Raw genomic sequence first — 22,445 nt, forward strand, 5'->3', positions numbered from 1 at the left:
ATAGGAAATTCAGCCCTTATCGGAACCGCTCCCTTGAAAACCAAACCAGTTGTCGTTTTTAATCGCCCTGGTGGAGTTCAAATCTCTCTGAGATATTTATGCCCGCTTCAAACACTTCTAACCGCAAACTTAGTTGCCAAGCGGCAATTTCGTTATTTGAAATACTTTTCTCGATAGAGATTTTTGACGAAAGCCTCAGCTTCTGACACATTGCGGACTTCCTTAAATTCCTGGGCTTCGTCGAGAGCGGAGAGAATTTCTCCAATTATTGGTCCTGCGGGGATTGACAAGAGTTTCATAAGTCGATTTCCGTCAATAAGTCTCGTACGTTGCCGGTCCTCATTTAGGTATACGGAATAATTCTCTAAAAGTTCAATCCAGTTTTTTTCCAGGGCGATCCGATTCTCTTCCAACAATCCCGGACCACATGTCGCACCAAAATCTGCGAAAGCGAGCAGCATCAATTCAGGCACATCTTCGCCGACAGAGCGATAAAAGCGCCGCACCGCTTTTTCAGTAGGCGGTCCTTGATGGAAAAGCGCACCAGGACGCAGATGCCATTTGACGAGCTTGGTGATAAACCTTTCCACCGGTCTTGACCATTTCATGCGATCGGCCACTACCTCGCACATCTCTGCACCAAGCGAATCATGCGCATAGAAGGTGTGACGCCCATCTTCGTTGATAGCCCACGTGGCCGGCTTGCCGATGTCATGAAGTATGCAAGCAACTTTGGTGGCAGAGAGCCTGCTCACACCATAAGACAACTCTTTGCTTGCGCCTGCCAGAACCCAGTCAGGAACAAGCTTTAATCGCTTCTCTAATTGCGGAATCGTTTCCAGCGAGTGCTCGAACAATCCCAGATGATGGAATGAATTAGTGGTGACTTTCCGAGTTTCGATCAACTCAGGAAAAATGATCTCGAGAATCCCGGCGGCTCCCATACTCATTACAATCTCTGATGCAGAGTGCGATAGCGCCGTGAACAATTCCAAATTTATGCGTTCTGCCGCAACTGATTTCAAACCATTGGCATGTTTATTCACCCAGGCAAAAGTCTCTGGTTCGATTTTTGCGCCGAGACTGGCGGCAAATCGATAGGCCCTCAAAACCCGCAGCGGGTCTTCGACAAACGTGTTTTCGGAAATGGCTCGAATCGTCAAACTCTTGAGATCTTCGATACCACCCACGAGGTCAGTCACTGTATTTGGTTCACGTGAATTCCAGACGAGGGCATTTATCGTGAAATCGCGGCGAAGCACATCAGTTTCGATCGAGCCGCCAACGCAACCAGCAAAATCCATTGACACAGCTTCATCGGTCAAGACTACGCGAGCAGTATCACTCGACTCGTCAAGCGGAACAAAATGCCCATGCAATTCATCAGCTACACGTTTGGCAAAATCAAAAGCCGATCCATCTGCCACCGCATAATCAATATCTTTCGGCTTCGAATGGGCATTGAACCTTCCTAAAAGGGCATCGCGAAGGTAGCCGCCAACTATATATAGGTTGACGCCACAAGTTTCACTCAACGCTAGTACACGCTGATTAACAGTGTGATCTAATGGATTCGTGCCTTTTGGGAGTACTGCCAGCATGCCGACTCACTTAGAAGTCAGAGCTTTCTCAGGCCGCTTGTGACTGCAGCTTCTCAGCCTCTTCCTTCGAAATTTGCAAATGACCAGCTACATAAACAATGCCACCAAAGAGGCTCGTTAACGTAGTCAGACCAAGCCACATGATCGCATATGTGAGTGCGTGTGAGTTGTCGATACCCACCATTGTGAGGAAATAGGTGTAAGCCCATTCTCTGATGCCAATTCCGTTAAAGCTCGGTGTGACAAAGCCCAGCACAGCCACAGACGGATAGAAGACGAAGTAGTACCAGAGAGGGATTGTCGTGAGTCCCAACGCATATCCCATCAATATGTGAACGGTTACGACTACAACCTGCATCAATACTGAAAGTGCGAGCGAAACTCCGATCAAATTCTTGTCTTGCCAATAGACTTTTGCGCTGGAGTCGTTGAACTTTTTGGTGATGAAATTCTGGGGTCCAAGAATTTTCTGCGTCAATTTCGGCATAAACGGCAAAACGCCGAAAATTCCAATCGTACCAAGGAAAATTGGTGCCTTTAGAGCCCAGGCCATCTGACTTCCACCAGGACCAAGGAGTATTCCGAGGCTGGCAAACAAGAAGAGTACTGCTATCCCGACAGCGCGGTCAGCCAGGACCGAGTAGGCGGCTCCGCCGTAACGCCCTGTGCCCTTGGACAGATAGTAACAGCGGCTGAAATCTCCGCCGACAGTGGACGGCAGAAACAAGTTGAAGAACAGCCCGACAAAGCAGAACTGCACCAGTTTGAAGAATGGCTTACGGAGACCGACCGCATTAGCCAGCAATTGCCAGCGATATGCGTTGAGCAGGGTGCTCGAAAAATACATGATTACGGCGCCGCCAAGAAACCATAGATTGGCATGCATGGCGATTTCGAAACTTTTTGACAGGTCGATTTTGCCGAACAGAAAGAGGCTTGCGATCATGACGACACTAACGCCAATCTTCAACCGCATTTTCGTCCGGCTGGAAATATGAGGAATGTTAAAACGACGCGGCGCAGGAGACGCCTGGTACTGCTGTTCAAGCCGCTCCGCCAAATCCGGCTCAATGTCCAGAACTGGAGCCGAACTTGTTCGATTGGATACCATCGACAGTGAAGACCTCAGTGACAATCAGTAGTCATGTTATTGGACCGAGCGCCTCATTAAAACCCCAAATAATTAACTTCGGGGTCCAGACCCTTTCGGCCGCCTATTTCTCGACGCCGGCTCGAAAAAAACGGTAGAATTAAATATTCTGAAGTTATTAAGGGTCAGAATGACGTCGATCACCGGGGATATTTGGCGAGCTCTCGACGTCTTCATGTAACAGGTTAGAGCTGCCAGTGCGCATACTCGGCGCAATGATCTAAGATTTGAATAGAAGACAAGAAAGAGGTAGGCATTTTGTTGGAACGCAAAAGAGTAGCGAGAATCGGTATTCCGCTCCTGTCCTGCATGCTGTTTTTTGGGCTGCAGAGCTTGATGGTCAAAGGGGAGAAGAGCCCAAATCAGCCGCAGGTGATGAACCTGGATGGCGTTGTGCTAGCTCAGTCGACCCGTTCTACGGTCGTGCCTCAAGTGCTTTACCAGAAAGCCTGGAAACTCATTAAAGACTCCTATTACGACCAGAAATTCGGCGAAAAGAACAACAAAGACGGCGCTCAGGACTGGAACCGCTGGGAGCACCACTATGACGGCAAGCTGAAAACGTCAGACGATGCGCACAAGGCCATCGAAACAATGCTCGCCAGCCTTGGGGACCCATACACCCGGTTTCTCGACCGCGACGCCTTCGACGACGAGAAGTCGCAAATCGACGCCCACCTCTTCGGTGTCGGTATGCAGCTGGGCATGAACAAAGAGCACAAGGTTGTAGTAATCGCGCCTATCGAGGACACACCTGCCTTCAGAGCCGGGGTGCAACCGGGTGACGAAATTACCGAAGTCGACAAAAAGCCTGTTAAAGGTCAATCGCTCGACACCGTCGTTAAGCAGATACGTGGACCGATCAAGACAAAGGTCAACATTACGTTGATGCGCAAGGCTGAGAAGAAGTCTGTAATTCTCGAACGAGCAGAAATTCCAATTCGTGCTGTCGCAACCAGTGAGTTGCTGCCTGGAAACATCGGCTATATCAGATTGGACAGCTTCATATCATCCAAGGCAAACGCCGAGATGAAGTCCGCATTGAAGAAACTGTCGGGAGCAGACGGCATTATTCTCGACCTGAGAAACAATCCGGGCGGACTTCTCGCCAACGCCATCGAAATTGCCAACATGTTCCTCGACAAGGGCATCATCGTTAGCACTATCGATGCTGATGGCTACAAGACTTCGCAGATGTCTTCCAGCAGCCCGATTACGCACCAGCCAATGATCGTCTTGATCAATGGTGGCAGCGCCAGTGCCAGTGAAATTCTCAGTGGTGCATTGCGCGACAACGGACGAGCCAAGCTCGTTGGTCAAAAATCATTCGGAAAGGGTCTGGTTCAAGCGATCAACAAACTCGAAGATGGCTCAGGCATCAACGTGACGATTGCTCGATACCTGACTCCAAACGACACTGATATCCACAAGCAAGGTATCACTCCGGACTATCTGGTAAAACTTGAAGACAAGGACTACACCACAGGTAGAGGTCCATGGTGGATCGACTTGAGTTACTCCAACTTCAAGAAAGCACCTACTGATAATAAGGACATTCAGTTGAACAAGGCAGTCGAAGTAATAAAAGACACGATTGCTAAAACTTCAGGGAAACAGACAGCCCAGGCTGGCGAAACCGCGAAGAACTGAAGACCGCACAAGCAAACAGGAAGCGATGAGGGGTGGCGAAAGCCACCCTTCGTTTATTGCATTGTCAGAACGATCGACTTCAGCCTTGCGATGTCAGAACGGCTGTCTGTTCCAATCAAATGAAGCAAGTGATAGTGAATATTCGGCAGGGAAGGAATTGGTCGTGTCACCAGTGTTCGTGGAATAGTGCATGACGAATGAACCACAGCCAGCCCAAGTTTCAATTGCACAAATCGAAGCATGAGCTCCCAGCCCTGTGCTTCAACAGCCACTTCCCATTCCACTCCAGCCGATTGCAGCGCCATCGAAAGCATCTGGCGATGAGGACGATTTGATGGCGGCACAATAAGCTTTTCGCCAGACAGATCAGCGAGTTTAATCGATTTTTTCTTAGCCAGGTAATGATCGCGAGGCATCACCAGAACCTGAGTAACCTTCTTGAGAGGCACAGCAGTGAAGCCATGCGGTGTGGTTTCTAACGGTGCAACGCCCAGATCTGCTCGACCTGAGCCGATCGCTTCGATTATTCCCTCCCGGTCTGCCGTCAACAGTTTGAGCCGGTCCCGTCCTCTACGCGTGAATTCTTGAATCGCATCAGCTAGCAAGTATTGATAGGTCCCCTCCCCGGCAGCAAGAACAATAGGTCGCATCACTTTCTCGCCGCTCAATTCCTGCATGAAGACATCCAGGCGGTCCTCGATTTCTCGACCGAAGCGGGCCACCTTTTTGCCATGCTCGGTCAGTTCGAGACCTCGACCGGAACGAATGTAGAGAGGTACACCCAATGTTTCACCCAGCTCACTTATTTTGACGTGCAGGGCCGGCTGTGAGATGTGCAGCGCTTCCGCAGCATGCGTGAAATTCAATTTGTCGGCGAAGACGGCAAACGAACGCAAGGAGTCCAGAGTTGGTGTTTTAGTCATAACCTGAAAATATAGCTTATCTAAATCAAATAGTTCCGTCTTATAGCTTTGTGCCCTATTGTGAGATCAACAAATCAATTTAAAACACAGTCAGGAAGCTGGCTAAGGAGGAACTATGGTTAACCGCAAATTCGGAGTGGATATAGGAGGTGTCCTGATTGGTCGAGAAAACGATGGAACTGATACATCGTTTTTCGGGCCGAACTATTTGCTCACAACTCAAGTGCCGCAAGCTTTCGAATCGATCAAGAAACTGAGAGAGGCTGACTTTGATGTCTATCTGGTGTCAAAATGTGGTGCCTCGACGGAGAAGAAAACTCTGGATTGGCTCGAACATCACAATTTCTACGACCTGACTAATGTCGATAGAAATCGCGTTCGGTTTTGCCGTCAGAGAGCAGAAAAAGCTGGTATATGCGATGAGATAGGGGTGACCCACTTCATCGACGACCGATTGGAAGTGCTTTCATACCTGGTTAATGTTGAGCATCTTTTCCTGATCAATGCTGATGCGAAAGAGGTGCGCCGGTATCAACATTTCCTGCCTAAAGTGAATATGGTAAGAACATGGCCGGAGGTCCTAGATCTCGCGCTTGCCGCTCTCGTAAGTTGATCGGTGCAAGAAATCAGAGCGGCAAATGAACCATCAGCTCTCTGGAAATTCTATGTACTGAACCGGTACATGGTCTGTGAGCCAGACACTGTTGTCGCTCAGGAAAAACTGATAGCCGTCAGCAGCCATCTGACGGCTATTCACATTGAGAACTAACGGTTTTCCATAGCGCTTCCCTACTTCGATAGCCGTCTCTATTCGAGCGGACAGATGCACGTGGTGTCTCTTCTGCTTTTGCAATCCGAGTTGCTTGATGGAATCCACAAAACGGGTGGCTGTGCCGTGGTAGAGAAGATCAGGGGGCTGCGCTGGTTTAAGATTTAGATCGATATCAGTAGAGTGCCCCTGGGCTGCACGAATCTTTGAGCGATCGTCGTTGAACTGAAATCTCTTTTTGTCATTGTTCTTGACGATTGAGTTGAGCCGGCTGAAGTCGAGGGGACAACCTTTTCGCGAAACGGCTTGAAGCAGCTCGTCTACCTGAGCCCAGCCATGTGCGTCCAGGTGAAGTCCGATTTCTTCTGGTTTGTGGCGCAGAACGAGCGCAAGAAACTTACTGACTCGAATGTCATCCCAGGTCATGATGGTGCTTCACAATCAACTGCCTGAAATCCACTCGTGAAGAGACTAGAGAAGTTTACCCACCGGATAAAGACCGAGCAGTCTCACATCATACTGAAACTCTTTTCGGTAGGCATAAATAAGCTTATGCTGCTCCTCATTGGCGACTTCGATATCTACGAAAAATCGATAATGCCACGGCAGTTCTGGAATCGGCCGAGACTTGCAGGTCGTCAAATTAACACCGCAACGGGCGAAATTTGTCAGCACTGCCGCGAGCGAACCCGGTTCGTTCGGCAAGGCCAGGGCTACTGAAACTTTGTAAGGCGTCGGCACATGTTTGGCGGCGTATTCAGCTTGTGTGATCAAGCCAAAACGCGTGGCATTATGGGCATAGTCTTCAATATTTGGAAGCACGACAGCCAGTCCATTAGCTTCACACGCCTTGCCGCTGGCAATAGCCGCGATCTTAGGATCTTGACGCTCTTTCACAAGTTTCGCAGATGCGCTTGTATCCCAGTGGGGAACAGGGCGCATGTTTGGATAACGTTGAAAAAGCTTACGGCATTGATCGAGCGCTGCCGGATGCGAATATACTTCTCGTATATCTTCTAATACCGCATTTGGTATTGAAATCAAATTGTGTTGAACAGGCACAAAAACTTCGGCTGTAATCACTGCTGAACGAGACCAGAGCAAATCATAGTTGGCATCAATTGAGCCCATGGAAGTGTTTTCCAGGGGAATTGCTCCATAGAAATCTTTGCTTGTATGAATTGTTTCGAAAACTTCGTCGAAGCTTCTGCATGCGACAAGAGTAGTTTCACTTTCGCCAAACAACTCCTGAGCAAAATGTTGAGCGGCGCGATGACTGAACGATCCTACGTTTCCCTGAAACGCTACACCGCGCTTAGCTTTTGCCAGAGTCGATTTGTAGTCCGACGGTTGTGCGACAGTGCCATATTGGGCGGTGCCGTACTGAACTGCGGGAGCCGGAAGTGGTTGTTGAGTCATTGTTCTTTTACTAAAGTGTAGCCGTGGTGAATATATAGATATCTCTACTTCAAGAGAATTATACGTTGACTACTACACGATCCGGTTGCCAAGAATCACATCACTTGGCTAGAGTAATTTCACTTTTCCGTAATGATTGACCAAATGGCGCTTCAGACGGAAAAAAAGTAAGTTGACAGTAGACTATTGGGTGTTTTTAAACAAAGGTACAAGTCATTTTGTTGGAATCGCTGATTGTCGAAGTGTTTCAACGACAGCTCAGCTTCTCTCGGTAGTTGGAATCCTTTGTCATATCTCCACATCAGCGGCAATGCCGTCCCAGTCAATCTCTTGCAGTTTCTTCAAAACAGTCTCGTCGATCGGGAAACAGTATTCTCCTTGAAACCAGACCACAGTTGCGTACGACAGGTCCTTTGTTTTACTCCTGGCCGGGAAGACGGATTTGAAACTGGCGATGCAGGAGACCAGAGGCAACCATTCTGCAGGCCGGGATGGACATGAGTCATTCATGTCGCCAGGCCGGCGAAGAAAGTCTCGCCTTTCGGGGGCTATCAAATAGGGGCTGCCACCATGAAAACAGTGCTGTCGAGCAGCTCTGGCAAGTGTCTCCTCGATGATTTGATCGTTCCATTCTGTGGATGGCACGCCTTCCAGCCAGCCCGAGTAAGTCATGGACTGATGAATACTGGTTAAGGTGATCGCCATGCCCGACGCTATCTGCAGCCGACAGTGCAGATGATAAGAAGCATCGTAGTTGAGATTAGTGGCTTTCTCATTTTGAGGCTGTGGATTGTCGGACACTGGAGTCGGTCTCATGCTCTGATCCCCAGTATAGAGGTGTTTTTAAACAAAGGTACAAAAGCTCTCATAAGATTTCGAGGCGGCTGTGAGGTAACCACGAACTGCGCCACGGCTCGATAGCAACATGGCGGCATTTCAACGTGCACGGAGAATTTGATTTCTCGGGCGAGCGAATGGTCGATTCGATTGGATTGGCGACTCCTTGCACCACTTGGCAAGCCGATTAGCAATCCATGCCCTGGATAGCGCGGCCATGATGCTTAAGTTGAGTGGTACTGGATATGGTGGTAGCCTGCTCCATTAACCAATCGGGTGCTCTTCTGCCCGTCAGTAACAGAACAGTGGGGTCGGTTCGATATTCAATCGCCGCTTTGAAATCATCCCAACTTACGAGACCTACCCGCGCTACGTCTAAGACTTCGTCACCGATAACGATGTCGTCCTTTCGCTTCAGGGCCTCACTGATGTAATTGAGCCCCTCCAACGCCGCTTCCCTGTCCTCTGGAAGAATGCCGTTTGGTGAGCTATACAGCCTGAAACTACCCTTAGGGCCGGTTCCGATGCGATTCACACCGGTGTAGTGAACCGTCAGCTTGCCGAAGCCATCCTCTTTCACGTTGGAAAGGATCTTTAGAGCCTTACCTTCGCTCGAATTGCCTTCCAGTTTGTCAAAGAAGACAAGTGAGACGTTTTTGCCGGTACTCAGAGCCCTCAACAACACTCCGAAGGTCGCAGTAGACTTGCCATTACCCGTTCCCAGGTACAAACGAATGCGCTCTTGCACCGGTTTATTTTCCTCGGTGCCAGCCGCAGCCGACTGTTCTTGCGTTGTCATATCGAGTCCGCCATGAGGGAGCCAACTTCAGGCTCTATCATAAACCGTCAGGACGCGATACGTATCACCTGAGTCGGGTGTCCATGCTCATCAACGCAGACAAATGTCATATCGGCCGATGTGACTGCGATACGCTCTTGACCGCGCTGTACTTCCACGTCGACATGCACGGAAATCGATGTGTTTCCGATTCTCGTAGTGTGTGTATAGAAGCTCACAACCTCACCAACAAGCACTGGAGCCTTGAAGACGACCTCCTTGATGGCAACCGTGACAATGCGCTGTCTTGTGCTCTTCTGGACCTCGGCGGCGCCGGCAAGGTCGATATAGCTCAGGATAATTCCACCAAAAATCGTACCGTGTTTATTAGTGTCGCGAGGCAGCAAAACCACGCGAATTGCAGGATCGCGCTGCAAACTTTCACTCACCTTGAACCCTCCAGGATGTCCGATGCTAATCTGGCATCTTGACTATACAAAGGTCCACCCTTGTTAAGAGAGTTGCAAGACTGAAAAATCTACAGGCGATGCCTAATGCTGCACCAAATGCCTCAAGGCTTCATCTCTGATACATCCAGGTAATCTATGTAACCGGCGCCGTCGCTATTCATGCCACCATTGCCGGTGTAGGTCTTTTTCGTCCATTTTGGACTGACTTCGAGACTGGCTCGCAGGTGCAGCTCTTTATCGGTAGGGAACACTGCTTTCTTTGCGAATGCTTCTTTGCCGTCGACATACTCGACCACGTCACCATTATGGCTGATTGCCACAGTATAAGTGTGGTACTTGCCGTCCTGAAGATCCATGTGAGCGCTACCGCCAAAGTGATCTACGGACTTGCCGCTGGCGTCCTTCTCAGGATAGTGAACTGTTATACCTGCACCACCGCCCTCAGCGGCATCGTATTCAATGGTGTCTTTTCTCTTCTGTCCTTTAGCTGGGTCAGCAGCCCAATCTTTCGTCATAATCCACAGCGCATCGAATTTGGTGCCGGCATTTTTCGGATGCATTGCACGTGTTTCGATGACCAGCCCGTTTGGATAATCTTTCAGATTGAAGGTCAAGCCTTTCTCGTGGTCAGCCTTGTCTTTACCTGTGTTAAATGAGCCCTTCGTGTAGTCGACATATTCCTTCGCTACGGGATCATAAGTCTTCTGTTTCTGAGCGAAAAGCTGCAAATGTCCTTCACCGTCCATGACTGAATTGTTATCACTGATGATTGCGTTCTCGTGAATGCTTTCGCCTCTCTGGCGTGTCAATCCGGTAGGACCTATGTGCTGGGTGTCAAAAACATCGCCGTCTGGATGCTCACCCTTACTGCCGTTGAAGTCTGTGCGATAAACTGTGCGACCTCGCTTAACTGGAGTGTCGGCATATTTCGGCGCATTGTCGGATTCGTGTTGACCGTCTGATCCGGATTTAGTACCACTATCCGCTCCGGACTTCGTGCCACTGTCTGATCCAGACTTCGTGCCACTATCCGATCCGGACTTCGTGCCACTCTCTGTTCCGGACTTCGTACCACTGTCCGATCCGGATTTGGTGCCGTTATCCGATCCGGATTTGGTTCCGCTGTCCGAACCAGACTTTGCATCACCGCCTCGTGATTCGTGACGGTCATGATCGCAATGGTGCGATCCGTGTCCATCCCAAATGTTTCCGACATTCAAACCATCACCATTTCCAGAGCCTGATTGGTTAGCCCACTCTGCGACGCTCCGATTTATCATGGCTTGCCCTAGCTGCATGACAGCCATTTGTGTCATCATCCTCATCTGCAACTTCATATCTATGTCGATTTGCCCCGCTACGGAGTGATCTTTGGAAGAGTCATAAAATTCAAGATGACATCCAAACTCTATAGGAAGAGCTGCGCCAGAATTGTTTGCAGTTCGAGAATCGGCTGGATTAGTCATGTCGACATTCCAACACTCTGACCTGGCAAAGATTTCAGTACTAAAGGCGCGAAAGCTTTCCGAATTATCCTGCATGCGAAATACAGCCATGGGGAAACTCCTTGGTCTTGAATGTTAGTAAAGGCTTGTGATTAGAGATTACAAATGCGGTGTGAGCAAGTGGTGACCACAAGCCAAAGATTCATTTGTGCGATGCGCAAGCGCGCGGTTCAGGCGCCGCGGTTCAACATCAACTGATTGAGCGCATTCTCAATATCCAATCGCACTTCTGTGGCGCTGTCATATCGCTCATCAGGATTTTTCTGCAGCAACTTATGCACAATCAATCCAAAAGGCGAGTCGTCTGTAACGTCATCGCGATGCTCCGTCAAACTCGGAACGTCTGATAGCAAGTGCTTCATCAACACTGCTTCGGCAGTTTCAGCTGTGAACGGCACGGTGCCGGCAATCATTTCATAGAGAATAATTCCGAGCGAATACAAATCGGTGCGAGCATCAATCGGCTGATCGCGCAGTTGCTCCGGTGAAATGTATTCAGGCGTACCGACCATTCTGCCGGTCTTGGTAAGCCGTTTAGCTTCCCCGGCAGCGAAATGGGAGATGCCGAAATCGACTATTTTCACCCAGTCAGGACGATCGGATTTTTCCTGTAAGAGAATGTTGTCCGGCTTCAAGTCACGGTGAATAACATTCTGAGAATGAGCTTCCTGCAGTCCTCGACAGATCTGAACGGCAATATTCGCCACCGTGGCTAGTGGCAAATCACCAGAACGAGCAATACGATCTGCCAGCGCTTCGCCCTTGATATATTCCATAACAATGTAAGGTTCATTGCCGTTAAGAAAGCCGACATCGTAGATCGACACTATGTTCGGATGATTCAACTTCGCTGTGATTTTGTACTCTCGTTCAAATCGCTCAAGGGAGTTTTTGCTGGAGAGCAGCCAACCCTGCATAACTTTGATTACTACCGGTCGCTCCATCTGCTTGTGAAAGCACTTATAGACGACGGCCATGCCGCCTTCGCCAAGAACGGATTCGACCTGGTATTTATAGTCGATAGTTTTTCCAACCAGATTCGTTTGCAAGCTCAAGTCAGGACGGTTGGCGGCGATAGCCACTTCCTCCCAGTGACGGCTGTCGCCTGAATTCGTAGAAGTCATAGTGACGGTCGCCAGACGCGCCGCGTCGACAGGGCAGAACATCGCCTGCAACGGATACGTCTTCTTGCAGGCTGGACAATATTTAGGCAGTTGAGAGCCACCAGGCAGGTCAGTGGTGCCGATATTTGGATTCAGGCGAGTGCCGTCGTAGCCACAAAATTTGGCGCCGGCAGGCAACTTACGCCCGCACTCGGTACATATCGTCATTCTGGTTGCGTCTTGGACCATGGGGTCTATAGTACCGAATCTTTTGGGGAATTGAAGAGTCTTGTAACAGACGACGCCGCTACTGGGCAGCCGGCGGGTTAGCGCCTGGTTCGTCTGTTGCCTTGGATTCCGGGTTTCCTGGTGCTATCTCTGTAGCGGGACGTTCTGTGTGAGTAACAGGTGCCGCAGTGGTTGTATTCGATGCTTCGGGTTTGGGGACCTCTTCAGGTTGCGCATTTGGGTCGCGCTGAAGCTCAACGAGTTTATCGTCACCGTAGCCTATAACGGTCGGGCGCTCGTCCTCCACCGTCACTTGCTGAAAAGCTGTACGCAAGCCATTCCCTGTGATCTTCATGTTGTAGTCACCAGCCTCGAGATTGATAAAACGCACCGCACCATTAGCGTCAGTTTCAGCCATGGTAAATGCCTTTGCATCGGAAGGCTGGTAAACAGTGACTTGAGCGAAGGGATGCTTGGTATATACAGTCAGGCTCTTTTTGGGCCACGCCCCAGAAAGATAAGTTCGTTTGACATAGTCTTGAGCCGGCCCAGTTAAAGCTACGAGTCCAAGAATTGCGCCGGCAGCAAAACCAAAAGGCAGGTAATTGACGGCCTTTTTTGTCGGACTCTTCTGAACGGCGTCTTTGAACTTCAGGGCCGCATTGGTGACTTTCGCTGGTTTCCCTGGCTGACCATTGTCTGCCAGTTCCATTTCCCAACTAAACTTATCCGCTCTGCGACCAGGTGTTTCTTCCAGCACCATTGGAGAAGCGCAGAAGATGCAGAATCGCATGTTCAGGTCATCTTGCTTACCACACGCGGGACATTTTCCACCAGTCTCTTTTTTGCTGGTGCGTACTTTGTCAGCAGAAGCGGTGAGACCTGAACCGCAATGGATGCAAAACAACATCCCCGGATCGTTTATCTCATTACAATTCTGGCAAGTCAGGAGTTTGCGTTCTTCAGTCGTCATTCAGCGATTGTACCAGCCATGAGCTGAGCTAGATCAGACCTGTCGCCTGCTCAGCCAGCTCGGCGGCTTCGAGCAGTTGAAGCGCTTCATTGATCGACTCTACACCAGAATCAGCAGAGCTGTGAGTAGCGTAAGCCGGTTGCAGGGCAAGCTGATTGAAAGCCATACCGATCTCGTCGGCTGTCGCCGCGACGAAGCCTTCGGCTCGACTGCGCTGGGTCTTGATTTTCGCTGCGATATCGACAGCCACTTTATTACTGACGATGCTTTTGACTGAGTCAACAGCTGATTGACCAGAGAAAACATGATCGACAATCTCTGCAACCTTAGCCAGTGGCAGTCCAGCAAACTTTTTTGAAAGTTGCTCCACAGTCAATTTATTGAGCATATGCTTGCGAAATTGCGGCGATTCGGGCTGCCCGCCGAAGATTTCCCCGGTCTTCCTGACCACTGAGCGAACTTCTTTAGGCGAAAGACCACTGAATCTCGGTGAAACTGTTTCGACTACATTCTCAACCCGACCGTTCCAAACTGAGGCGTCACTGATGACACGCTCTGTCTTTCTTGCACGCTCCTGTACTTCTTCAAAGCGAGCACGCACGGCCGGCTCATTGATGATGGCAATAATAATCTGCCGTTGACGCGCAGCGATGATGTTATCGCGGTTGTCGATGAACCCGGCAAGCTCGATTTCGTTGGGCAAAGTCTTAACAGTACCAGGCATAGAGGCTGCAGGCTTATTGCAGATTTCGCTCAAGGAGCGACCCAGATCAAAATCGGCACCGGGCTCGAATTTCAACGACACCTTACTATCTTTGCTCTGTTGTTCTGCAGCCGACCAGCTTGCAGAAGCGATCGTACCTACCACCGCACCGCCCTCAGTACCATCGAGAGAAACGACGAGGCTGCCATTAATAAGATATGGAGTACCTATCAGAGCCCTGCTGATCTCGACGAATCCTGCATCGTTAAGCACGCGGATGTCGATGTGTCGATCGTTGACGACGATGTCATTAGCCCCGACAAACTTGGCCATTCCTGCGATTTCACTAAAACTCTCAGAAGTGTTTATAACCAGATCCAGTTCCGGATCCAGTTCAATAATTGACTCTTCGACAATCGAGCGAGCCAGCTCACAACTGATGTCGACGCCTGCCTGCTTAGCCTTAAGCTGGGCCAGTCTTGTCACTTCAGGGCTGATTGTATTGGGCATTACCGTTCCCCTCGGGTTGATTTATTTGTCGACTTCCGTTTCCACAAATTGGTCTACGGAAGATTGCCAAAAATTAGTGGGTGTTTAAACCTAAACAAAACTTTTGCCTTAGAAGCGCCCACGACTGGGCATCACAACACAAAAAATCTTCCAGCTCAGCCCAGGTAGTAAAGGGGCGTCCACGCAGAAGTTTCTGAGCTACAGCAGACGGCACGCCGAACTTCTCAATTTCTTCGATGGCGGCCTTGTTCAGATCCGTCCGGGCGCTACCAGGACCAACCGTGCGCAGCACAGCGCCACGCTTTGTGAAACGCTCAAGCAACGTTTTATCGACCAATCTCTTCTCTAAAAGCTCGGAGAGATGCTCGAATGGGCGAGCTGAAACCAGTTTCTGAGCAACTTCTTTATCTGCACCGACTATGTCGATGATATCTCTGGTAGTGGCTGAATTCAGGTCTACTGGAACAAAAGCAGCCACAGCTCCGCGTTTCTGCAACTCTGCGAGCTTGCCTGGTTTGACTATAGCGTTTTCCACCAATTGTTGAAGCGCAATATACTGGCGCGCAGCAATCAGTCGGTCTACCTCACTTTCGGTAAACCCTAGCTGGTGTCCGAGTTCCCGCCGTGATGCGGAATTGATGTTGATTTCCGATTGCCAGCATTCCGCAACTGAGGGCAGTTTTTCGCGCACCACATTGCGAATCATGTCCAATCCCTTATCGAGAAGAACCTGACAGCGAGCTATCTTTCGTGCCTGAGTCTCACCGGGAAGCTTTAATTTCTCGCAGCATTCTCTCATCGTCATTTCCACGCCAACTGTAGAATGCTCTGTCAGTCCTAAACCGAACATGCAGTCAACTACAATAAGAGGCTCTTGTTGATAATTCTTGTTGCCCAGAAGTGACTCCAGCTGCTGTCTGAGCTGATTCAACTGAGAGACCTGTTCACCTGAAAGTATCCTGTTTTCCGGCGCATATCGAGCATCATCAGCCGTGTTCTGGCGGGGGTCGTCCTGCTCTGGGTCGAGATTCATATCCTGCAGAGTGTTATGCTCCCACTCCCATTCGTCTCGGATGTGGTCGATAACGGCATTGTGCACAGTGCGCTGCAAATATGCCGGCAAGAGAACTTTGAAACCGTCTTCACTGCGCTGAGCAATATGCTTGGCCAGGACGCCGTCCATCTTCTGGGACAGCTCGACTGCAATTGAAATTGCCTGCCCCTTTTGTAAGTCGGGCGGCACCCTGCGCTGGCTCCAAAAGCGCCGCAGGTTCTGGTTATTGGTCAGCATCTTGGACAGAACCGGCTGATAGTAATGGTCACGCAGAAGAATCATGAGCTGCTTGCGTGAGTCGCCCAGCGCCAGCGCTTTTTTGTAGATAGCCTTCGCACCGAGGCGTTCGAAAAGCTGAAAAGCAGTGATTTTGTCTGACTTATTAGCCTCGACCACACTGTCATAAATGGGGGCCCAGTCCGGAGCCAGCTGCAATATGACTTGTAATTCGGTCGTGCTTTGAAGCATTAGAGCCCTGAGGAAACCCGCCAGTACGTACCAATAATACGGTATTTGCTCTGCCGGGCGCCATCTTGCCTCAACAATGCGTACAAAAAAGTTTTGAAAGCCCTAGTGGGTCTCAGACTCAGCACGGTAATTGGCGTCGTCATGAGCAATGACCATAACATGTGCCGAAACGACCCATCCCAGCCATAGCATCATGCCAAGCATCCCTATCAGAGGGCCCAAAGGCGATTTTGGCTCTTTATGGAGCTTCTGGTCGAGCAACCACAGCCCATAGATGACGGACGCAACAGCTACACCAATCACGCCGGAACGGAAACAGGCAGCCAGATTGGAATGGGCTGCACTGCCCAGCCACTCGTAAATGACAACGAAAGGCACTGTGAAAGTTACGGGAATCCACCAGTAACGCCCTACGCGCGGCTTCTTCTCGGGCAGACCGGGTTGAACCTTCTGCTTAACCTTGTTGTCACCAGTCACCGCAAGACCTACGGCCCGCTCCGGTTCAGGTGACTCACTCGTTACATTCGGTTCGGTGCTCATCGCTGCTCCAGCCAACATTTCAATTTCTTATATTCCCTGTGGCGAATAGTTTTTGGCAGCAGCGCACTGATAACGGTAAACTAAGCAAACCAAAGAGATTATCCGTGTCCACTTCCCTCTCCCAGTATAAGCAGCATGGGCTGCCGGACAACCCGGAGCGATACGGTCCTTCGCTCGCTCACATTATTACTGTCGAAAATAATCAAGACGTCGTTCTGGGGCAGGCCTGGCTTGCCGGTCCTGGAATGCTGATTACCTGCGCGCATGTGATTGAGCGATTCATCAACACGCCCGGAGCGCTGATTGCGAAATTCCCAGCATCGGGAAATGGCTACACCATACGTGAACTTAAGGTACACCCGAAATTTTCAAGAGCGGCTGACCAGCTGGTTCGCTACGATGCGGCGCTGCTTTATGTCGAACTACGCTACCCTGAACGAGAAGCCAATCCGCTGCCAGTGCAGTTCAACAAGACCGTTTCAGCGCAACAGGAAGTGTCGGCAGTTCGCTACCCTGTGCACCTCGGTCAATTCACCTCTTCACCCAACCCGCTAGCTCAAATAGGGCGCATGTTAGGACCGCTGCGCAAGAACGACAGCTTCCATATTTTGCACGATCTTGCGCTGGCGCCTGGAGATTCAGGGTCGCCGATTTTCGACGGTCAGACGGTCGTCGCCCTTCATTGCGGTGATACTGCCACTTTGCCCGGGTTGAACCTGCCGACAACATCTATCCGACTTGCACTGTCGATTGACGCACTGAAAGATCTCGGCGTGGAAGAGAACCTCGTAACCGCAGAACGAAGCGCCTTTTGGAATGTCGCCAGAGCCTTGATTGCATTCATCGTTATGTTCTTCGTCAGCTTTGCAGCCACGTCGATCGTTGTCAACGGTCAGCATGTGCAGACCTGGACAATCGAGAAACCGACTCTGCTGCCGGTGCAGGTTGTTCTGGAAAAGCCTTTCCAGAGCTATCGATTCGGCGATCCGGTGACGATGACCTTTCGGGTCGAAGAACCATGCTTCGTTTATGCTTTCCTGGCTGGAGCTGATGATATGCCGGTCCTGGTTCTGCCGTCCTTTGGAGAAAAAGAGATGCTCACGCCTGATGCTCCGCACACCGTGAGCACGGTGGCGGGTTCCCGCGACCCGATGAAGGTGGGATCTAAGCCGCTCAAGCTGCACGTCTTCGCTACCAAGAACTCAGAATTCCCGTTCTATACAAGCGATAAAGCCAATAAAGTAACAGCCAGCATGCTCACAAGAAGAATTCTCAAGCTGGGTAAGGACGATCCCAGTGCAGCCTGGCATCTAGTTATGGACATGCCAACGGCGGAAGAGATTCCCAAGTTTGTGCTCGATTCAGTAAAAAAGAACCAGCCAAAAGCCCAGTAAAGGTCGGGGAAAAGTATGCCCGCTAAAACAAGAGTGCCACCAAATCTGATGGCACTCACTAAGTTTGACCGGAGCCGATCCTTTTCTCAGTCTTTAAACTGTCGAATCTACACCAGATGGATGCTTGTGTGAGTAAGACAGGCGTTTGGCAACAACGTCCCAATCCAGATTACTCATGAACGCATCCAGATATTTACCTCGATCGATGCCGTAATCGATCATGTAAGCATGCTCATAGACGTCCAGCACCAGAATCGGTACCAGATTGGCGGGAGACCACATGTTATGCATATCAAGACCGAAGGCGCTGAGGTGATTGCCGCGGGTGTTGTAGCCGATCACGACCCAACCGCGCATGCATTTGCCTGCTGCTTTCAAATAATCGTTGAACTTGCCGATGCTGCCCCACCGCTCTTCCAGAGCAGCTTTAAGATCGCCTGTAGGCTCTCCGCCTTTGCCGCCCAGATTACCGAAATAGTACTCATGGTAGACGACACCATTGACGGCGTAGCTTTCTTCGACAAGCATCTCGCGCAGAGGCGCATAGGTAGCATTGGGACCGGCTAGATCGGGGTCTTTCAGCTTGCTGTTCAATTCATTAGCTTTGGTTATGTAACCCTGATAAAGCTTGATGTGCTGCGAAATCTGGCTCTCCGACAAACCGGGCATCTTCTTGCTGACAAGACCGCTGAAATCGCGCGCAACATATGGCGTTTCGGCTGTAGCCGTAGCCTTAGCAGCTCCGGTCGCTTCGGCAGCGGCTCTGGCCGGCGTCGCGAGCACAGGCGAAGCAGCAACCAATCCACCTGCCGCCATCGCTCCCATGAGCAGAACTTCGCGACGGGTAACCACTTCGCGATCGTTGATCACTTCGTAATTGCCTACGATTTCTTTTTTTGAGGACATAAAAAACTCCTATAAAGCACAACGCAACAACGCAAATGGGATCTCGACCCAGATAAAGTTTAATTGCCAAGCGAATTAAAAATGCCGATTGCGGCTAAAGCGCATACACTCTGGCTGCAGTACGCGATATCTTTATGTGGTCCTTATCCGAGGGTAGTTACAGCAAGGTGCCCGACAATTCGGACAATGAAACCCTAACATACTTTGAGCGTGATTATGACTACAACTAAAACCCCACCTGGCAAGGATTCTACGGAGAACTCAACAGTGAATAAGCTCGGTAAACCAAGCGCGAGCTACAGCGTTACACTGCGCTTGAAAATCAAAAATCTTCCGGGGATGTTAGGCAAAATCACGTCAAGAATTGGTGAAGTAGGCGGTGACATTGGAGCAATCGATATCGCCGGCTTCGAGAAGGACCACATCATCAGAGACGTCACAGTCAACGTTCGTGATGAGCGGCACGGTGAAGAATTGGTCAAGCAGATCGAAAGCATCGGCGACGTTCAGGTTGTAAACGTCTCCGACCGCACTTTTCTCATGCACCTGGGCGGAAAAATTCGCATTACAAACAAAGTGCCTCTGACCACTCGCGATGATCTATCCATGGCATATACGCCCGGAGTAGCCAGGGTCTGCATGGCCATCCACGATGAGCCTGAGAACGTATACAAGCTGACAATCAAACGCAACACAGTAGCTGTGGTGTCAGACGGCACTGCAGTTCTAGGTCTGGGTGACATCGGACCTGCCGGTGCCCTGCCCGTGATGGAAGGCAAAGCCATGTTGTTCAAAGAGTTCGGCAAGCTCGATGCATTTCCAATTTGCCTGGACACTAAGGACACAGAAGAAATTATCAAAGCAGTGAAATACATTGCCCCCGTATTTGGTGGCATCAACCTGGAAGATATTTCCGCACCGCGCTGTTTCGAAATTGAAGAGCGCCTGAAAAAAGAGCTGGATATTCCAGTTTTCCACGACGATCAGCATGGAACTGCAGTCGTAGTGCTGGCCGCTCTGATTAACGCGCTCAAGATCGTCAACAAAAAAATGGAAGATCTGAAGGTCATCGTTACAGGCGTAGGCGCAGCCGGTGTCGCCTGCTCGAAGATCCTCATGCACGCGGGAGTCAAAAACATCATTGGTTTTGACCGCACTGGCGCCATCTACAAAGGGCGCAAAGACATGAATTTCATGAAGCAATGGTTTGCCGAGCATACCAACCCGACAAACTTTCAGGGTTCGGTCAAAGATGCTCTAGAAGGCGCTGACCTGTTCATGGGACTTTCCGGTCCGGGACCAATCGAAGCCATCGATCTGAAGAAGATGGCTCGCGACCCGATCGTTTTTGCCATGGCTAACCCCACGCCTGAAGTGATGCCTGAAGATGCAGCGCCGTACGTGCGCATCATGGCTACAGGGCGTTCGGATTATCCAAACCAGATAAACAACGTCCTTTGCTTCCCCGGTATCTTTAGAGGCGCGCTCGATTGCCATGCCACCGACATCAACGAAGAGATGAAGCTGGCTGCAGCTCATGCAATTGCTTCTGTAATCTCTGACAGTGAGCTGAACGAAGATTACATTATTCCTGGCGTTTTCAATCCAAAGGTCGTCGAACTTGTCGCACAAGCGGTAGTGAAAGCTGCCGAAAAAACCGGCGTGGCAAGAAAATATAAAAAGACTCGTATTCCTGACGATATTGGGTATGAATAAGTAGAGACATTTTCGGACGGTCGTCTTGTCTCGAACAACTTGACGACCGGTTCGCGAATGATAAGCTGAGAATGGCGCTGCTTTTCGGAGGTTCAGACGAGATGCCTAATGTAGACCAACAGCGGAAGATTCGTGAGGCAGCTGCATACAAGCGCGAAGAGGAACATCGGGCCGAGCGGCGCTTAATCGAACAGAAAGAGCGCGATCGTGCCAAGCGCGAGCTTGAGCGTCGACGCTACGACGAGATGGCCAAGGCTAAGATGGAAGCCAAACGCGCAGATGAGATTCGCGAGATGGAAGCGAAGCAGGAGCGCATGATGCAGGACCTGGAGCGCAAGAAAGCTCAATCAGACGCCGATCAGCTCTCTCAACAAGCGCAGCAATACAGGAATAACCCGTAGCAGCTAGAGACGGGCATCTAAAAACTTACATGGGCGGAGGGTCTTGAGGCACTTCGCCCGGTAATATTTGTTTTCTCTGCCGCTGGCGGTTAAGCACCTCAGCGAAAAACACTGCCATGAATATTACGCTGGCACAGAGTGTCAAGAAATAGACCTGTTGCCCCACCGCCCAGGCAGCGATCAGACCCAGGGTAGCAGTCATGCCATAGATAAGATAGGCGACCTTCTTCTGGTTGTTTCTCAGCAGTCGAAGCAACCTGTGGTGAATGTGCCCGGCATCGGGCGTAAAAGGTGAAACACCCTTAGATACGCGCCTGATGATGGCCCACGAGGTATCGAGAATAGGAAAGAAGAAGATGAGAAAGGCGATCATGAATGTAGGCACGATCAATGTCGCCGTCGTGACACCCTTGATCACGCCCGTAATAGAGAGCGCGGCCAGGATAAACCCGGTCAGATAAGCACCTGAATCGCCCAGGAATATACGGGCGGGGTTGAAATTCCAGCGCAAAAATCCAAGCAAGGCTCCCGCCAGTACCGCTGCCACAAGAGCTGCGTAGGGACGGTCTACGGCCAGCGAGACGCTCCAGATAGTCAGGGCTGAGATTGCCGAGACGCCGGCTGCGAGCCCGTCCATGCCGTCGATCAAATTAACTGCGTTGGCAATGCCGACAAGCCAGAGAACGGTCAGGAATATGCCGATGGCGAAACCGAGCTCGATCATGTATGTATTCACATGAGCGTGCACATTGTAGTGCGATGAAAGATGCAGAAATGGCGGCAGACCCTTGTCGATCAGATCGGGCAAAGGCACTGATTGAAAGCCCTGAGCAATCCAGGCGGGAATGGGAATCGATTTGATGCGCACACCCATCGAATAAGCAGCGCAGGCAGCCAGAATCTGAATTACCAGTTTGATCTTGGCGGGGATGCCGCCCAGATCATCCATCAATCCGAGAATGAAAATTACTGTGCCACCGACTGCGATACCAATGAAGCCACCCTCGCTGCCTCGAGCTGTGTGCGGCAGGCGCCCACAGATCAAAATCAGAGAGAGGATAGAAACCATGACAGCAATGTAGATGGCAACTCCGCCCAGCCTGGGAGTCGGTACTGTGTGAATGCGCCGTTCACCTGGCTTATCGACCAGGTTGAGTTGCACAGCCCGAGCCCGTATCTCCGGAGTCAGCCACCAGCTAATAGCCAGAGCGATCAGGAAACCGGAAATCTGACAATTGCTCAAGTCCTGATTGGCTGCGGTGAATGCCCAGATGATACCGGCAACAACCATTGTCACCTGCACAATCCGGGTCGGCCGATTAGACCGCGTTTTCATCCGCGGTTCCG

Annotated in this window: 21 protein-coding genes; 5 read left to right on the forward strand and 16 right to left on the reverse strand. The window is 50.5% G+C overall.

Going from position 1 to position 22,445, the window contains the following annotated elements; genetic code table 11:
* Positions 1 to 152: 152 nt before the first annotated feature.
* Together EKK48_21310 and EKK48_21315 are read right to left on the reverse strand one after the other, a co-directional pair.
* Positions 153 to 1,601 (reverse strand): HDIG domain-containing protein, encoded by a 1,449-nt coding sequence (locus EKK48_21310; protein RTL38447.1) that lies wholly within the window; start codon positions 1,599 to 1,601, stop codon positions 153 to 155.
* Positions 1,602 to 1,629: 28 nt separating this feature from the next.
* Entirely contained in the window at positions 1,630 to 2,712 is a 1,083-nt protein-coding gene (locus EKK48_21315; protein ID RTL38448.1) for a flippase-like domain-containing protein, read from the reverse strand.
* Between the two features lie 297 nt (positions 2,713 to 3,009).
* Between EKK48_21315 and EKK48_21320 the strand changes: the two genes are divergently transcribed.
* Positions 3,010 to 4,401, forward strand: coding sequence for a S41 family peptidase (locus EKK48_21320; GenBank protein RTL38449.1), 1,392 nt, complete (start codon positions 3,010 to 3,012; stop codon positions 4,399 to 4,401).
* 53 nt (positions 4,402 to 4,454) lie between these two features.
* Here EKK48_21320 and EKK48_21325 read toward each other — a convergent pair whose 3' ends face one another.
* The gene (locus EKK48_21325) at positions 4,455 to 5,324 is read right to left on the reverse strand and encodes a LysR family transcriptional regulator (protein ID RTL38450.1); all 870 of its coding nucleotides are present in this window, start codon (positions 5,322 to 5,324) and stop codon (positions 4,455 to 4,457) included.
* A gap of 115 nt (positions 5,325 to 5,439) precedes the next feature.
* On the opposite strand from EKK48_21325, the gene EKK48_21330 reads away from it, so the two are divergent.
* Positions 5,440 to 5,937: a hypothetical protein gene (locus EKK48_21330; protein RTL38451.1), complete on the forward strand. Its 498-nt coding sequence runs from the start codon at positions 5,440 to 5,442 to the stop codon at positions 5,935 to 5,937.
* A gap of 33 nt (positions 5,938 to 5,970) precedes the next feature.
* On the opposite strand, the gene EKK48_21335 is transcribed toward EKK48_21330, so the two are convergent.
* From EKK48_21335 to EKK48_21385, 11 genes are all read right to left on the reverse strand, one after another.
* Positions 5,971 to 6,519, reverse strand: coding sequence for an RNA 2'-phosphotransferase (locus EKK48_21335; GenBank protein RTL38452.1), 549 nt, complete (start codon positions 6,517 to 6,519; stop codon positions 5,971 to 5,973).
* A 45-nt stretch (positions 6,520 to 6,564) separates the two neighbouring features.
* On the reverse strand, positions 6,565 to 7,512 hold the full coding sequence (locus tag EKK48_21340; protein ID RTL38453.1) for a hypothetical protein: 948 nt from the start codon (positions 7,510 to 7,512) through the stop codon (positions 6,565 to 6,567).
* 288 nt (positions 7,513 to 7,800) lie between these two features.
* Positions 7,801 to 8,328 (reverse strand): hypothetical protein, encoded by a 528-nt coding sequence (locus EKK48_21345; GenBank protein ID RTL38454.1) that lies wholly within the window; start codon positions 8,326 to 8,328, stop codon positions 7,801 to 7,803.
* A 208-nt stretch (positions 8,329 to 8,536) separates the two neighbouring features.
* On the reverse strand, positions 8,537 to 9,148 hold the full coding sequence (locus EKK48_21350) for a hypothetical protein (protein RTL38455.1): 612 nt from the start codon (positions 9,146 to 9,148) through the stop codon (positions 8,537 to 8,539).
* Between the two features lie 47 nt (positions 9,149 to 9,195).
* Positions 9,196 to 9,576 (reverse strand): acyl-CoA thioesterase, encoded by a 381-nt coding sequence (locus tag EKK48_21355; GenBank protein ID RTL38456.1) that lies wholly within the window; start codon positions 9,574 to 9,576, stop codon positions 9,196 to 9,198.
* A 122-nt stretch (positions 9,577 to 9,698) separates the two neighbouring features.
* Positions 9,699 to 11,153 (reverse strand): hypothetical protein, encoded by a 1,455-nt coding sequence (locus EKK48_21360; GenBank protein RTL38457.1) that lies wholly within the window; start codon positions 11,151 to 11,153, stop codon positions 9,699 to 9,701.
* A 119-nt stretch (positions 11,154 to 11,272) separates the two neighbouring features.
* Positions 11,273 to 12,454: a serine/threonine protein kinase gene (locus EKK48_21365; GenBank protein ID RTL38458.1), complete on the reverse strand. Its 1,182-nt coding sequence runs from the start codon at positions 12,452 to 12,454 to the stop codon at positions 11,273 to 11,275.
* Between the two features lie 58 nt (positions 12,455 to 12,512).
* On the reverse strand, positions 12,513 to 13,406 hold the full coding sequence (locus tag EKK48_21370; protein ID RTL38459.1) for a hypothetical protein: 894 nt from the start codon (positions 13,404 to 13,406) through the stop codon (positions 12,513 to 12,515).
* 28 nt (positions 13,407 to 13,434) lie between these two features.
* Positions 13,435 to 14,619, reverse strand: coding sequence for a hypothetical protein (locus EKK48_21375; GenBank protein RTL38460.1), 1,185 nt, complete (start codon positions 14,617 to 14,619; stop codon positions 13,435 to 13,437).
* A 73-nt stretch (positions 14,620 to 14,692) separates the two neighbouring features.
* Entirely contained in the window at positions 14,693 to 16,141 is a 1,449-nt protein-coding gene (locus tag EKK48_21380) for a hypothetical protein (protein ID RTL38461.1), read from the reverse strand.
* A 102-nt stretch (positions 16,142 to 16,243) separates the two neighbouring features.
* On the reverse strand, positions 16,244 to 16,681 hold the full coding sequence (locus EKK48_21385; protein ID RTL38462.1) for a hypothetical protein: 438 nt from the start codon (positions 16,679 to 16,681) through the stop codon (positions 16,244 to 16,246).
* Positions 16,682 to 16,785: 104 nt separating this feature from the next.
* Here EKK48_21385 and EKK48_21390 point away from each other — a divergent pair, with 104 nt between their 5' ends.
* Entirely contained in the window at positions 16,786 to 18,075 is a 1,290-nt protein-coding gene (locus EKK48_21390; protein RTL38463.1) for a hypothetical protein, read from the forward strand.
* 93 nt (positions 18,076 to 18,168) lie between these two features.
* Here the strand turns inward: EKK48_21390 and EKK48_21395 are convergent, their stop codons facing one another.
* On the reverse strand, positions 18,169 to 18,981 hold the full coding sequence (locus EKK48_21395) for a superoxide dismutase (GenBank protein RTL38464.1): 813 nt from the start codon (positions 18,979 to 18,981) through the stop codon (positions 18,169 to 18,171).
* A gap of 216 nt (positions 18,982 to 19,197) precedes the next feature.
* Here EKK48_21395 and EKK48_21400 point away from each other — a divergent pair, with 216 nt between their 5' ends.
* Complete coding sequence (locus EKK48_21400; protein ID RTL38465.1) at positions 19,198 to 20,697, forward strand: NAD-dependent malic enzyme; 1,500 nt, start codon at positions 19,198 to 19,200, stop codon at positions 20,695 to 20,697.
* A gap of 101 nt (positions 20,698 to 20,798) precedes the next feature.
* The gene (locus tag EKK48_21405) at positions 20,799 to 21,098 is read left to right on the forward strand and encodes a hypothetical protein (GenBank protein RTL38466.1); all 300 of its coding nucleotides are present in this window, start codon (positions 20,799 to 20,801) and stop codon (positions 21,096 to 21,098) included.
* Positions 21,099 to 21,123: 25 nt separating this feature from the next.
* Here the strand turns inward: EKK48_21405 and EKK48_21410 are convergent, their stop codons facing one another.
* A complete protein-coding gene (locus EKK48_21410; GenBank protein ID RTL38467.1) occupies positions 21,124 to 22,434 on the reverse strand; it encodes an undecaprenyl/decaprenyl-phosphate alpha-N-acetylglucosaminyl 1-phosphate transferase in 1,311 nt (436 codons plus the stop codon).
* Positions 22,435 to 22,445 lie beyond the last annotated feature (11 nt).

The organism is Candidatus Melainabacteria bacterium, from assembly GCA_003963305.1.
Taxonomy (GTDB): domain Bacteria; phylum Cyanobacteriota; class Vampirovibrionia; order Obscuribacterales; family Obscuribacteraceae; genus PALSA-1081.

Coding starts and splice junctions, on each gene's coding strand:
- EKK48_21310 (RTL38447.1), bottom strand. CDS start 1,601: ATGCTGGCAGTACTCCCAAAAGGCACGAATCCATTAGATCACACTGTT.
- EKK48_21315 (RTL38448.1), bottom strand. CDS start 2,712: ATGGTATCCAATCGAACAAGTTCGGCTCCAGTTCTGGACATTGAGCCG.
- EKK48_21325 (RTL38450.1), bottom strand. CDS start 5,324: ATGACTAAAACACCAACTCTGGACTCCTTGCGTTCGTTTGCCGTCTTC.
- EKK48_21330 (RTL38451.1), top strand. CDS start 5,440: ATGGTTAACCGCAAATTCGGAGTGGATATAGGAGGTGTCCTGATTGGT.
- EKK48_21335 (RTL38452.1), bottom strand. CDS start 6,519: ATGACCTGGGATGACATTCGAGTCAGTAAGTTTCTTGCGCTCGTTCTG.
- EKK48_21340 (RTL38453.1), bottom strand. CDS start 7,512: ATGACTCAACAACCACTTCCGGCTCCCGCAGTTCAGTACGGCACCGCC.
- EKK48_21345 (RTL38454.1), bottom strand. CDS start 8,328: ATGAGACCGACTCCAGTGTCCGACAATCCACAGCCTCAAAATGAGAAA.
- EKK48_21350 (RTL38455.1), bottom strand. CDS start 9,148: ATGACAACGCAAGAACAGTCGGCTGCGGCTGGCACCGAGGAAAATAAA.
- EKK48_21360 (RTL38457.1), bottom strand. CDS start 11,153: ATGGCTGTATTTCGCATGCAGGATAATTCGGAAAGCTTTCGCGCCTTT.
- EKK48_21365 (RTL38458.1), bottom strand. CDS start 12,454: ATGGTCCAAGACGCAACCAGAATGACGATATGTACCGAGTGCGGGCGT.
- EKK48_21370 (RTL38459.1), bottom strand. CDS start 13,406: ATGACGACTGAAGAACGCAAACTCCTGACTTGCCAGAATTGTAATGAG.
- EKK48_21375 (RTL38460.1), bottom strand. CDS start 14,619: ATGCCCAATACAATCAGCCCTGAAGTGACAAGACTGGCCCAGCTTAAG.
- EKK48_21380 (RTL38461.1), bottom strand. CDS start 16,141: ATGCTTCAAAGCACGACCGAATTACAAGTCATATTGCAGCTGGCTCCG.
- EKK48_21385 (RTL38462.1), bottom strand. CDS start 16,681: ATGAGCACCGAACCGAATGTAACGAGTGAGTCACCTGAACCGGAGCGG.
- EKK48_21395 (RTL38464.1), bottom strand. CDS start 18,981: ATGTCCTCAAAAAAAGAAATCGTAGGCAATTACGAAGTGATCAACGAT.
- EKK48_21400 (RTL38465.1), top strand. CDS start 19,198: ATGACTACAACTAAAACCCCACCTGGCAAGGATTCTACGGAGAACTCA.
- EKK48_21405 (RTL38466.1), top strand. CDS start 20,799: ATGCCTAATGTAGACCAACAGCGGAAGATTCGTGAGGCAGCTGCATAC.
- EKK48_21410 (RTL38467.1), bottom strand. CDS start 22,434: ATGAAAACGCGGTCTAATCGGCCGACCCGGATTGTGCAGGTGACAATG.